General features: G+C 74.1%; 8 protein-coding genes. 1 reads left to right on the top strand and 7 read right to left on the bottom strand.

Annotated features, from left to right (window positions below):
- Nucleotides 1-57: 57 nt before the first annotated feature.
- Together Q3W68_RS24890 and gltB are read right to left on the bottom strand one after the other, a co-directional pair.
- Nucleotides 58-1,563 carry a glutamate synthase subunit beta gene (locus Q3W68_RS24890; protein ID WP_302907758.1) on the bottom strand — a complete coding sequence of 502 codons (1,506 nt, stop codon included), beginning with the start codon at nt 1,561-1,563 and terminating at the stop codon, nt 58-60.
- The gene (gene gltB / locus Q3W68_RS24885; RefSeq protein ID WP_302907757.1) at nt 1,556-6,214 is read right to left on the bottom strand and encodes a glutamate synthase large subunit; all 4,659 of its coding nucleotides are present in this window, start codon (nt 6,212-6,214) and stop codon (nt 1,556-1,558) included. The genes Q3W68_RS24890 and gltB overlap by 8 nt, the downstream gene beginning before the upstream one ends.
- Nucleotides 6,215-6,359: 145 nt before the next feature.
- Between gltB and Q3W68_RS24880 the strand changes: the two genes are divergently transcribed.
- A complete protein-coding gene (locus tag Q3W68_RS24880) occupies nt 6,360-7,202 on the top strand; it encodes a GNAT family N-acetyltransferase (protein ID WP_302907756.1) in 843 nt (280 codons plus the stop codon).
- A 60-nt stretch (nt 7,203-7,262) separates the two neighbouring features.
- Here the strand turns inward: Q3W68_RS24880 and Q3W68_RS24875 are convergent, their stop codons facing one another.
- The 5 genes from Q3W68_RS24875 to trpC all read right to left on the bottom strand — a co-directional run bounded on the left by Q3W68_RS24875 (nt 7,263) and on the right by trpC (nt 12,673).
- Nucleotides 7,263-8,450: an NAD(P)/FAD-dependent oxidoreductase gene (locus tag Q3W68_RS24875; RefSeq protein ID WP_302907755.1), complete on the bottom strand. Its 1,188-nt coding sequence runs from the start codon at nt 8,448-8,450 to the stop codon at nt 7,263-7,265.
- A gap of 11 nt (nt 8,451-8,461) precedes the next feature.
- Nucleotides 8,462-9,700, bottom strand: a complete 1,239-nt coding sequence (lgt, locus tag Q3W68_RS24870) for a prolipoprotein diacylglyceryl transferase (protein ID WP_302907754.1) — start codon at nt 9,698-9,700, stop codon at nt 8,462-8,464.
- 100 nt (nt 9,701-9,800) lie between these two features.
- Nucleotides 9,801-10,604, bottom strand: coding sequence for a tryptophan synthase subunit alpha (trpA, locus tag Q3W68_RS24865; protein WP_302907753.1), 804 nt, complete (start codon nt 10,602-10,604; stop codon nt 9,801-9,803).
- A gap of 4 nt (nt 10,605-10,608) precedes the next feature.
- Nucleotides 10,609-11,835, bottom strand: a complete 1,227-nt coding sequence (gene trpB, locus Q3W68_RS24860) for a tryptophan synthase subunit beta (protein ID WP_302907752.1) — start codon at nt 11,833-11,835, stop codon at nt 10,609-10,611.
- A gap of 34 nt (nt 11,836-11,869) precedes the next feature.
- Nucleotides 11,870-12,673: an indole-3-glycerol phosphate synthase TrpC gene (gene trpC, locus Q3W68_RS24855; protein ID WP_030271968.1), complete on the bottom strand. Its 804-nt coding sequence runs from the start codon at nt 12,671-12,673 to the stop codon at nt 11,870-11,872.
- Nucleotides 12,674-13,102: the final 429 nt, after the last annotated feature.

The following is a 13,102-nucleotide window of genomic DNA, read 5'->3' as shown; positions in this document are numbered from 1 at the left end:
CGGATGTTAAGAAGGGCCCCCTCCTCTACCTGAGGCGTTAAGAGAGGGCCCTTCCTTTCACCTGGCGGCGAGCGGCTGGCGGGCCGGGTCGACCGGGGCGGGCAGCTCGCCCACCCCACCCAGGTACGTGTGGATCGCCGCCGCGGCGGCGCGTCCCTCGGCGATCGCCCAGACGATGAGCGAAGCGCCCCGGTGCATGTCACCGGCGACGAAGACGCCGTCGGCGGCCTGCCAGTCCGGGCGGGCGTCGACCGCGCCGCGGGCGTTGCGGCTCACCCCGAACTGGGCCAGCAGGGGCTGTTCCTCGGTGCCCTCGAAGCCGATGGCGAGCAGCACCAGATCGGCCGGGATCTCCCGCTCCGAGCCGGGCAGCGGGGTGACGATGCGGCGACCGTCCACCTTCTCCACCGTCACCTCGGCGATCCGGACCGCGCGGACCTGGCCGGTGCCGTCGTCCACGAACTCCTGCACGGCGACGGCGAACACGCGCTCGCCGCCCTCCTCGTGCGCCGGGTAGTTGCGCAGCAGCCACGGCCAGGTCGGCCAAGGGTCGCGGGCCGCGTCGCGCTCGGTGGGCGGCTGCGGGTAGAGGTCGAGCTGGTGTACGCCCGCCGCGCCCTGCCGGTGCGCCACACCGAGGCAGTCAGCCGCGGTGTCGCCACCACCGATGATCACCACGTGCTTGCCGGCGGCGTCGATCGGCGTGCCGTCGGGCAGCGTCGCCAGCGCGGGCCGCCCGGCCCCGGCGGCGGCCACCACCCGGTTCGCGGCGACCAGGTGCGCCATCGCCTGGTGCACGCCGCGCAGCGCCCGGCCGGGCGTCGCCGGGGTGTCCCGGCCCTGCAACGCGCCGCAGGCCAGCAGCACCGCGTCGTGCTCGGCGCGCAACCGCTCGGCGGTCACGTCGACGCCGACCTCCACGCCCGTCCGGAAGCGCACACCCTCGGCGGTGAGCTGGGCCAGCCGCTTGTCGATGTGCTGCTTCTCCAGCTTGAAGTCCGGGATGCCGTAGCGGAGCAGGCCGCCGATCGCGTCGTCGCGCTCGTACACGGTGACCGTGTGACCGGCGCGGGCGAGCTGCTGCGCGGCGGCCAGCCCGGCCGGGCCGGACCCGACCACCGCGACCGACCGGCCGGTCGGGGCGGAGGCGGGCCGGGGCCGCAGGCCGTCGCCGGCCACCGCCGCATCGGCGATCTCCACCTCGACCTGCTTGATGGTGACCGGCTGCTGGCCGCCGAGGCCGAGCACGCAGGCCGCCTCGCACGGCGCCGGGCAGAGCCGGCCGGTGAACTCGGGGAAGTTGTTGGTTGCGTGCAGCGACTCCACAGCGGCGTCCCAGTTGCCGGTGCGGACCAGGTCGTTCCAGTCCGGGATGCGGTTGCCCAGCGGGCAGCCGTCGTGGCAGAACGGGATGCCGCAGTCCATGCACCGGGTGGCCTGCTCGCGGATCAGCTCCTCACCGGCCGGCGGGTACACCTCGCGCCAGTCGGAGATGCGCACCGGCACCGGACGGCGGGCCGGCAGCCGCCGGTCGTAGCGCAGGAAACCGTTCGGGTCAGGCACGGGCCACCTCCTGGGCGACCGCCCGGGGCGCGGGCGGTACCGGCGCGGGCGAGAGGGCGCTCATCACCGCGTCGTCGACGTCTCGGCCGGCGGCTTCGGCGGCCCGCATGATCTCCATGACCCGGCGGTAGTCCCGGGGTACCACAGCGGTGAACTCCTCCACCGCCTGCGGCCAGCGCTTGAGCAGGTCCTCGGCGACCGCCGAGTCCGTCTCGGCGAAGTGCCGCTGGACCAGCTCGTGCAGCCGGTCGCGCTCCTCGTCGCGCAGTGGCGACAGGTCGACCAGCTCGGCGTTGACCAGTCGCTGGTCGAGCCGGTGCACGAACGCGGTGCCACCGGACATGCCGGCGGCGAAGTTGCGCCCGGTCGGCCCGAGCACCACGACGGTGCCGCCGGTCATGTACTCGCACCCGTGGTCGCCGAGGCCCTCGACCACAGCCACCGCGCCGGAGTTGCGCACCGCGAACCGCTCCCCCACCCGGCCGCGCAGGAACACCTCGCCGCCGGTGGCGCCGTACAGGATGGTGTTGCCGGCGATGATCTGGTCCTCGGCGCGGCGGCCCGGCTCGGCCTCGACGCCGACGAACGGCGCGGCGGCGTCCGGCCGGACCACGATCCGCCCGCCGGACAGTCCCTTGCCGACGTAGTCGTTGGCGTCGCCGTACAGGCGCAGCGTGACCCCGCGCGGCAGGAACGCGCCGAACGACTGGCCGGCGGTGCCGCGCAGCCGGAACTCGATCGTGTCGTCGGGCAGGCCGTCGCCGCCGAAGCGGCGGGTCACCTCGCCGCCGAGCATCGCGCCGACGCTGCGGTGCTCGTTGCGGACCTCGACCTCGACCCGGACCGGGGTACGGTCGCGCAACGCCGGCCCGGCCAGCTCGATGAGCCGGTTGTCCAGCGCCGCGTCGAGGCCGTGGTCCTGGGCGCGTACGCCCCGGCGGGCCGCGCCCTCGGGCAGCTCCGGCAGGTGCAGCACACGGCTCAGGTCCAGGCCGTGGCCCTTCCAGTGGTCGATCGCGCCGGCCACGTCGAGCAGCTCGGTGTGGCCGATCGCCTCGTCGATGCTGCGGAAGCCCAGCTCGGCCAGGTAGCCCCGGACCTCCTCGGCGAGGAAGAGGAAGAAGTTCTCCACGAACTCGGGGCGGCCGGTGAAGCGCTCGCGCAGCACCGGGTTCTGGGTGGCGATGCCGACCGGACAGGTGTCCAGGTGGCACACCCGCATCATCACGCAGCCCTCGACGATCAGCGGCGCGGTGGCGAAGCCGAACTCCTCCGCGCCGAGCAGCGCCGCGACCAGCACGTCCCGGCCGGTCTTGAGCTGGCCGTCGACCTGCACCGTCACCCGGTCGCGCAGCTTGTTGAGCAGCAGCGTCTGCTGCGCCTCGGCCAGGCCCAGCTCCCACGGGGTGCCGGCGTGCTTGAGCGAGTTGAGCGGGGACGCGCCGGTGCCGCCGTCGTGCCCGGAGATCAGGATGACGTCGGCCTTGAGCTTGGCCACGCCCGCCGCGACGGTGCCCACGCCCACCTCGCTGACCAGCTTGACGTGCACCCGGGCGGCCGGGTTGACGCACTTGAGGTCGTGGACGAGCTGGGCCAGGTCCTCGATGGAGTAGATGTCGTGGTGCGGCGGCGGGGAGATCAGGCCGACGCCCGGGGTGGCGTGCCGGGTCCGGGCGATCCACGGCCAGACCTTGTTGCCGGGCAGCTGCCCGCCCTCGCCGGGCTTCGCGCCCTGCGCCATCTTGATCTGCAGGTCGTCGGCGTTGACGAGGTATTCGCTGGTCACACCGAATCGGCCGCTGGCGATCTGCTTGACCGCGGAGCGCCGGGCCGGGTCGTGCAGCCGTTCGACGTCCTCGCCGCCCTCGCCGGTGTTGGACTTGCCGCCGAGCCGGTTCATCGCGATGGCGAGCGTCTCGTGCGCCTCCGCCGAGATCGACCCGTACGACATGGCGCCGGTGGCGAAACGCTTGACGATCTCGCTCGCCGGCTCGACCTCGTCCAGCGGCACCGCCGGGCGTACGCCGGTGCGCAGCGTGAACAGCCCGCGCAGCGAGCCCGCCTGCGCGGCCAGCTCGTCGACCTTGGCGGTGTACTGCCGGAACACGTCGTACTGGCGGCTGCGGGTGGCGTGCTGGAGCAGGAAGACGGTCTCCGGGTTGAACAGGTGCAGCTCACCCTCGCGGCGCCACTGGTACTCGCCGCCGACCTCCAGCCGGTCGCTGGCCTGCGCGCCGGGCGCCGGCCAGGCCCGGGCGTGCCGGGCCGCCACCTCGGCGTGGATCTCGGCCAGCCCGATGCCGCCGATGGTGCTCGGCGTGCCCCGGAAGTACCTGTCGACCAGGCGGGTGTCCAGGCCGACGGCCTCGAACACCTGCGCGCCGCAGTACGAGGACACGGTCGAGATGCCCATCTTGGACATGATCTTCAGGACGCCCTTGCCGAGCGCCTTCACGTAGTTGCGGACGGCCTTCAGCCGGTCGACGCCGGTCAGCGCGCCGGTGGAGATCATGTCCTCCACCGACTCGAAGGCCAGGTACGGGTTGACCGCCGCCGCGCCGTACCCGATCAGCACCGCTGCGTGGTGCACCTCGCGGCAGTCGCCGGACTCGACGACCAGCGCCACCTGGGTCCGGGTCTGCTCGCGGACCAGGTGCTGGTGCACCGCCGCGGTGAGCAGCAGCGACGGGATCGGGGCCAGGTCGGCGTTGGAGTCCCGGTCGGAGAGCACCAGGATGCGCACGCCGTCCTCGATCGCCTCGGAGACGTGCCGGCAGATCTCGGTCAGCCGGGCCTTGATGCCGGCGCCGCCGTCGCGGATCCGGTACAGGCCGGAGACCCGGACCGCCTTGAAGCCGGGCAGGTCGCCGTCCTCGTCGATGGAGAGGATCTTGGCCAGCTCGTCGTTGTCGATCACCGGGTACGGCAGCACGATCTGCCGGCAGCTCGCCGGGCCCGGGTCGAGCAGGTTGCCCTCCGGGCCGATGGTGGACGCCAGGCTGGTCACCAACTCCTCCCGGATGGCGTCCAGCGGCGGGTTGGTGACCTGGGCGAAGAGCTGATGGAAGTAGTCGTAGAGCAGCCGCGGCCGGGTGGACAGCGGGGAGATCGGGGTGTCCGTGCCCATCGAGCCGATCGGCTCCGCGCCGCTGCGGGCCATCGGGCCGAGCAGGATCTTCAGCTCCTCCTCGGTGTAGCCGAACGTCTGCTGACGGCGGCGTACCGAGTCGTGGGTGTAGACGATGTGCTTGCGCGGCGGCAGGTCGTCCAGCTCGATCAGGCCGGCGTGCAGCCACTCCTGGTACGGCTGCTCGGCGGCCAGCTCGGTCTTGATCTCGTCGTCGGAGACGATCCGGCCGTTGACGGTGTCGACGAGGAACATCTTGCCGGGCTGGAGCCGGCCCTTGGCGACCACTGTGGCCGGATCGAGGTCGAGCACGCCCGCCTCGCTGCCGAGCACCACCAGGCCGTCGGCGGTGTGCCACCAGCGGCCCGGGCGCAGGCCGTTGCGGTCCAGCACCGCGCCGACGATCTCGCCGTCGGTGAACGCGACCGACGCCGGGCCGTCCCACGGCTCCATCAGGCTGGCGTGGAAGCGGTAGAACGCGCGCTTGTCGGCGCGCATGTCGGGGTCGTTCTCCCACGCCTCGGGGATCATCATGAGCACCGCGTGCGGCAGGCTCCGCCCGGCCAGGTGCAGCAGTTCGAGCACCTCGTCGAAGTTGGCCGAGTCCGACGCCGCCGGGGTGCAGACCGGGAAGACCCGGCGGATGTTGCCGGGGATGCTCGGGCTGCGCAGCAGCGCCTCGCGGGCCTGCATCCAGTTGCGGTTGCCGCGGATCGTGTTGATCTCGCCGTTGTGCGCGATGAACCGGTACGGGTGCGCCAGCGGCCAGGAGGGGAACGTGTTCGTGGAGAAACGCGAGTGCACCAGCGCGATGGCGCTGACCACCCGCTCGTCGGTCAGCTCCGGGTAGAACGCGGGAAGCTGGTCCGGGGTGAGCATGCCCTTCCAGACCATGGTCCGGCCGGACAGCGACGGGAAGTACGCCGGTACGCCCCGCTCGGCGGTCTCCCGCTCGACCTGCTTGCGCAGGCAGAACGCCACCCGGTCCAGGTCGAGCCCGGTCAGCGGGGAGCCGGCCGGGCCGTCCGGCGAGCCGGTCAGCCGGTGTGCGGCCACGAACAGCTGCCGTACCCGGGGCATCGCCGCCAGCGCGGTCTCACCCAGGCCGGACGGGTCGGTCGGCACCTCCCGCCAGCCGAGCACGTCGGCGCCCTCGACCAGCGCGTACTTGTCGACGACCTGGCGGGCACGGGCCTCGGCCGCGTCGTCGTCGGGCAGGAACACCAGGCCGGTGGCGTACTGACCGGCCGGGGGCAGCGCGAAGTCGACGGTGGCGCGCAGGAACGCGTCCGGCACCTGGATCATGATGCCGGCGCCGTCCCCGGTGTTGTGCTCCGCGCCCCGGGCGCCCCGGTGGTCCAGCCGGCACAGTGCCCCGAGGCCGTTCGCGACGACCTGGTGCGAGCGCCGGCCGTGCAGGTCGGCCACGAAGGCCACGCCGCAGGCGTCGTGCTCGTACGCGGGGTCGTAGAGCCCGGCCGCCTGTGGGGCCGACTGCGGGCTGTGAGGGTACGGAAAGGCCACCGGGCCTCCTGTCGTCACTCAGGATGGATCATGATGGGGACGACGTCGGCCCTCTGCGGTTTATTGAGTCTACGTTAGGGCTTCCGGCGCAAGGCCAGTTCAGATTGATCACACTTCCAGATGCTGGGACGTGTAGTCTCGCGCGGTGGATCTCGCACGCGATGACGTACTCGACCGGTTGGAGCGGTTCTACGACGCGGTGCCCCGCGACGGGGCCCGGACCGAGGAGTACGGCGCCCTGGTGCTGTTCGTCCGGGACGGCGCCGGATGGCCGTTCTACGCCCGGCCCCGGCTCGACGCCGACGAGGCGCCCACGCTCGCCGACGTCACAGCCGTCCGCGCCCGACAGCGGGAGCTGGGCCTGCCGGAGGCGTTCGAGTGGGTGCACGAGCGCCAGCCGGACCTGCTGGCGGTGGCCCGCTCGGCCGGGCTCAGCGTGCTGGAGGCGCCGCTGATGCTGCTGGAGCCGGAGCGGCTGCCCGACCCGGGGACGTTCAGCGACGTACCGGTGCGGGTGCTGGACCCCGCCCAGCCGGGCTTCGCGGCGGACATCGCGCTGCGGCGGGCCGTCGCGGCGGTCGGCTTCGCCAACGGCGGCACCGCGCGCGGCGACGCCGGACCGGCCGATCGGGACGCCGCCCTCGCCCAGCTGGACGTGGCCGCGCTGGAGGAGGAGGCGACCCGGGTCGCCGACGGGCGGCGCATCTCGGTGCTCGCCGGCACGCCCGACGAGGGCGCGCTCGCCAGCGGGATGGCGATGCGGGTCGACGACGTGGCGGAGATCGCCGGCGTGGCCACCCTGCCGTCCGCCCGGCAGCGCGGGCTGGGCGCGGCGGTGACCGCCACCCTCGCGCGGGAACTGCGCGCCGCCGGCACCGACCTGATCTTCCTGAGCGCCGGCAGCGAAGACATCGCCCGCGTCTACCTGCGGGTCGGGTTCCGCCGGGTGGGCACCGCCTGCATCGCCGAGCCCGCCGCCGTCATCTGAGCACCGGCCGGGCCGTCGCCCCGGGCGAGGACTGCGCCGCCGAGAGTGGCGGCGGGACGGTCAGGACGGCGGCTGCCAGGCGGCCGCCGCCGCGGCGGCCGTGTTGCGCAGTCGCGGGCTGATCGTGCCCAGGGCCGCGTCCCGGGCGCGCAGCGCCAGCCGGCCCCGGGCCTGGAGGACCGCCGACATCCGCCGGGTCTGCCGGACCATCGTGGCCGCGCGGGGGCGGCGCAACCTGTCGTACGCGGTCACCGCGTCCGGCAGTCGCGACTCCCGCAGCAGCCCGGCCAGCGTCGCCGCGTCCTCGAACGCCAGGCAGGCGCCCTGCCCGAGGTGCGGCGGCATGGCGTGCGCGGCGTCGCCGAGCAGCACCACGCCCCCCGGGCCGGCCGGGAAGCCGTACGCCTTCGGCAGCGGGCGCAGCTCGCGGATCTCCTGCTGGACGACGTCCTCCGGGTCGGTCGCCTCCAGCAGCGTGCCGATCGGCGCGGGCCAGCCCGCGAACCAGCGTTTGAGCAGCGCGAGCTGGATCTCCGGCGGCTCGGGCCGGGGCGCGCCGGCGGCGGTGGCGACCCAGTAGACGCCGCCCCGGCGGGACGCGCCCGCGGTGCCCCGCTCGCCGAGTGAGGCGGCCAGGAAGCGGTACCCGGCGCCGAGCGTCTCGCCGTGCACCGGCTGGTCGTCCGGCAACTGCGGGGCCCGGTACCAGGGGATGACCGCTCGCCAGGCCGCGCACCCGGAGCTGACCACAGCCGTCTCCGGTGCGAGGTGCCGGCGGATCTCGCTGTCCGTCCCGTCGGCGGCCACCACCAGGTCCGCCTCGTAGGTGTGCCGGCCGTCGCCCACCGCCGGACGATCGCCGGACGCCGCGCGCACCGTCCGGACGGTCACGCCGGTACGCAACTCGACCCGGTCGCCCAGGCCGGCGATCAGCGCGTCGTGCAGGTCCTCCCGGTGCACCACCACCGGCATCCGCTCGGCCGGCGTGGACCGGGCCTGCACCAGCCAGTGCCCGTCCGGCCGGCGGACGCCGCCGTCGGGCAGCGGCGTGGCGATCGCGTCCAGCCCGTCGCCCAGCCCGAGGGCGCGCAGCGCGCGTACCCCGTTGGGCCAGAGCACCACGGCGGTCGCCTCCGGGCGGACCCGGTCGGCGCGTTCCAGCAGCGTGACCTGCCAGCCCGACCGGGCCAGCGCACCGGCCGCCGCCATTCCGCCGAGGCCGGCGCCGACCACCACCGCGCTGCGCATGACTCCCCCGCTCAGCTGTCCCGGTCCGCCGGGCGGCCGCCGCTGTCGGCCCGGCCGGCGTTCGTACGCTCGGCGTCCGCCCGCTCCGGTTCCGTGTCGTCGCCGTCCGCGTCCGCGCGGCCGGCGGCGTCATCGCCCTCGGCGGCGGGGTCGGTGCTCGCGCGTGCGGCCCCGTCCGCGTCGTCCGTGGCGTCGTCGGCCCCGGTGGCGGCTTCCGGCCGCTCGGCGTCGGCCGGGGGCAGCACACCGGTCTCCCGGTACGCGTCGAACTGCTCCTCGGACACCACGCGGTAGCCCTCGGGCGCGACCGGCCGCGCGGCGGCCTCCCGGGCGGACAGGTCGACCTGGGACACGTCGCCGGCCGGGCCCGCAGCGGGAGCCGGCTCGCCCACCGGCACGAGGTATTCGCGGGGACCGCGGACCCGGATGAAGTAGGCCAGCGCGCCGAGGAAGACGAGCGCGGCGGTCCAGACGTTGAGGCGTACGCCGAGGATCAGGTTCGCCTCGTCGGTGCGCATCAGCTCGATCCAGAACCGGCCCGCCGTGTAGCCCATCACGTAGAGCGCGAACGCCCGGCCACGACCGAGCCGCAGCTTGCGGTCGAGGAACAGCACCAGCGCGGCGACGCCGATGTTCCAGAGCGCCTCGTAGAGGAACGCCGGGTGGTAGAGCCCGGGCTGGAGCACCGGGTTGCCGGCGTCGTCGCGCAGCGCGTGCCCCGGGTTGTCCGGGTCCATCACGTGCACTTCCAGGCCCCACGGCAGCGTGGTCCGTCCGCCGTACAGCTCGTTGTTGAACCAGTTGCCCAGGCGGCCGACGGCCTGCGCCAGGGGCAGCCCCGGTGCCAGCGCGTCGGCGACGACCGCGAACGGGATGCCGAGCTGACGGGCGGCGAGCCACGCGCCGACCGCGCCACCGGCCACCGCGCCCCAGATGCCGAGGCCGCCCTCCCAGATGTAGAGCGCCTTGATCGGCTCACCGCCGGCGCCGAAGTATTTCTCCGGCGAGGTGATCACGTGGTAGATCCGCGCGCCGATGATGCCCGCGGGCACGGCCCAGACGGCGATGTCGAGCACCGCCCCCGGCGCCACACCGCGGCGGCGCAGCCGGTACTCGGTGACCACGCAGGCCACCACGATGCCGAGGATGATGCAGAGCGCGTACGCCCGGATCGGAACCGGACCGAGCTGCCAGACGGCGGTGCTGGGGCTGGGCATGGCCGCCAGTGGGGTCATCGGGGCGAGGGTCACGGGTGCACACGGTACCGGTGCGGACCGTGTGTGCGGCACCCCGGGCCGCCTGCCGCGCGGGTCGGATGACCGTGTCGTACCAAGATCTCGGGAGGACCCGTCAGCGGGCGGGGTTGCGGACTCCCTCGGCCAGTTCGGCGCTGAGCTTGCGCAGGGCGGTCAGACCGGTGGCCTGGTCCGGGGCGTCCAGCACGCAGCGGACCAGCGCGCTGCCCACGATCACCGCGTCGGCGTACCCGGCGACGACGGCGGCCTGCGCGCCGGTGCCCACGCCCAGCCCGACACCGACCGGGAGGTCGGTGACCTCACGCAGCCGCGAGACCAGGACCGGGGCGGCCTCCGAGGTCTGGGCCCGGGCGCCGGTGACGCCCATGATCGCTGTGGCGTAGACGAACCCGCGGCAGTGCTCGACGGTCATCCGCAGCCGCGCGTCGGTCGAGGACGGGGACACCAGGAAGGTGCGGTCCAGGCCGTGCGCGTCGGAGGCGGCCAGCCACTCGGCGGCCTCGTCGGGGATCAGGTCCGGCGTGATCAGGCCGGTGCCACCGGCGGCGGCCATGTCGCGGGCGAACGCGTCGACGCCGTACTGCTCGATGGGGTTCCAGTAGGTCATGGTGACCACGCTGGCCCCGGTCGCGGCGACCGCCTCGACGACGCGCAGCGCGTCCGCGACGCGGACACCGCCCGCGAGCGCGATGTCGCTGGCCTTCTGGATGACCGGGCCGTCCATCACCGGGTCGGAGTACGGGATCTCCACCTCGATGACGTCCACGCCGGCCTCGACCATGGCCTTCATGGCGGCGATGCTGCCCTCCACGGTCGGGAAGCCGGCAGGCATGCAGCCGACCAGCACCGCCCGCCCGTCCGCCCGCGCCTTGTCGAAGGCGACCCCGATGCGGCTCACGCTGTCACTCCTTGTCGAGGATGCCGAAGTACGCGCCGGCGGTGTGCACGTCCTTGTCGCCCCGCCCGGACAGGTTGACCACGATCACCGGCTCCCGGCCCAGCTCCTCGGCGAGCCGGGGGGCGATCGCGCGGGCGCCGGCGAGCGCGTGCGCGCTCTCGATCGCCGGGATCACGCCCTCGGTGCGGCAGAGCAGCTCGAACGCGGCCATCGCGTCGGCGTCGTCGACCGGCAGGTAGGTGGCCCGGCCGGTGTCGTGCAGCCAGGCGTGCTCCGGGCCGACGCCCGGGTAGTCCAGGCCGGCCGAGATCGAGTGCGACTCGATGGTCTGCCCGTCGGCGTCCTGCAGGACGTACGTGCGGGTGCCGTGCAGCACGCCGGACGAGCCGCCGGTGATGCTGGCGGCGTGCCGGCCGGTGCCGACGCCCTCGCCGCCGGCCTCGAAGCCGTAGAGCCGGACCCCGGTGTCCGGCACGAACGCGTGGAAGATGCCGAGCGCGTTGGAGCCGCCGCCGACGCAGGCCGCGACCGCGTCCGGCAGCGCGCCGGTCAGGTCCAGGCACTGCCGGCGGGCCTCCACGCCGATGCCGCGCACGAAGTCGCGGACCATCTCCGGGAACGGGTGCGGGCCGGCGGCGGTGCCGATCAGGTAGTGGGTGTCCTCGACGTTGGCGACCCAGTCCCGCATCGCCTCGTTCATCGCGTCCTTGAGCGTGCGCGAGCCGGCGGTCACCGGGACGACGGTGGCGCCGAGCATCCGCATCCGCGCCACGTTCAGCGCCTGCCGCTCGGTGTCCACCTGGCCCATGTAGACGACGCATTCCAGGTCGAACAGCGCGGCGGCGGTGGCGGTGGCGACGCCGTGCTGGCCGGCGCCGGTCTCCGCGATGACCCGCCGCTTGCCCATCCGCTTGGTGAGCAGCGCCTGGCCCAGCACGTTGCGGACCTTGTGGGCGCCGGTGTGGTTCAGGTCCTCCCGCTTGAGCAGGACCCGCGCGCCGATCTGCGCGGAGAACCGCCGGGCCTCGTAGAGCAGCGAGGACGTGCCGGCGTAGTCGCGCAGCAGCGCGTCGAACTCGGCGAGGAAGTCCTCGTCGCCCATCGCCTTCCGGTACGCCGCGTCCAGCTCGTCCAGCGCGGCGACCAGCGCCTCCGGGACGAACCGGCCGCCGAACCGGCCGAAGTGACCGGCGGCGTCGGGAACCTGGCCGGCTGCGGGTGCGGCGCTCATCGCGGGCGTCCTCTCGGATCGGGTGCCCGGCGGCTCAGCGCACCGGGCGGGGCGTGGCCGGGTGGTTACCGGCGTTGACCAGCTCGGCGACCGCTTCGCGCGGGCTCTTCTGGGTGACCAGGCCCTCGCCCACCAGCACGGCGTCGGCGCCGGCGGAGGCGTACCGGATCAGGTCGTGCGGACCGCGCACCCCGGACTCGGCGATCTTGACGACGCTGCTCGGCAGCCCGGGCGCGATCCGCTCGAACACCGAGCGGTCGACCTCCAGGGTACGCAGGTCGCGGGCGTTCACGCCGATCACCTGCGCACCAGCCTCCAGGGCGCGGTCCGCCTCCTCCTCGGTGTGCACCTCGACCAGTGCGGTCATGCCGAGCGACTCGATCCGCTCCAGCAGCCCGACCAGCACGTTCTGCTCCAGCGCGGCGACGATCAGCAGCACCAGGTCGGCCCCGTGCGCGCGGGCCTCGTGCACCTGGTAGCTGGAGACCACGAAGTCCTTGCGCAGCACCGGCACGTTCACCGCGGCCCGCACCGCCGCCAGGTCGTCGAGCGACCCGCCGAACCAGCGACCCTCGGTCAGCACGCTGATCGCCCGCGCGCCACCGGCGGCGTAGTCCCCGGCCAGGTCAGCCGGGTCGGCGATCTCGGCCAGCCGCCCCTTGGACGGCGACGAGCGCTTCACCTCGGCGATCACGGCCACGCCGGGGCGGCGCAGGGCCGCGTACGCGTCCAGCGGTGGCGGCGCGGCGGCGGCCAGTTCCCGGATCCGCTCCAGCGGAACCTGCTCCTGGCGCCGGGCCACGTCCTCGCGCACGCCGGCCAGGATCTCGTCGAGCACCCCTGCGGACGGCGCCGCTCCGGCGTCGTCCCCCTCCGCGTGCGCATGCTCAGCAGTCACCAACGGACTCCCCTCTCCGGGCGTCATGGGCCGATGCTAGGGGGCGCCACCTGGCGACGAGTGCCGGGGGGTATGGCGCACCTCACGACATGGGCTGTGGCATGATGGCCGACTTCCGGTGAACGCCATGTCACGCAGCGCCACCGCTGGCATCGACCGTCACCCATCCCTATCTCACCACGATCGTTCCGGTCCCGCAGGACGGGTTCCGGCGGCCGCTGTGACCAAGCTCAAGGACCTCCGGCGCTGCCCAGGTCGCCCCCGGTACGACAGCGTTGACCTGTGCTTCACGGCGGCGAAACGTCCACCCGGAAGCATCGTCGTCGGGCACACTCGACGCCGGCGGCTGCCGACCGTCGCCAACGATCT

This window comes from Micromonospora sp. C28ISP2-4 (assembly GCF_030519385.1).
GTDB lineage: Bacteria > Actinomycetota > Actinomycetes > Mycobacteriales > Micromonosporaceae > Micromonospora > Micromonospora tulbaghiae.
Note: the sequence above shows the minus strand (reverse complement) of the source record. Positions and strands in the feature narration are given on the sequence as shown.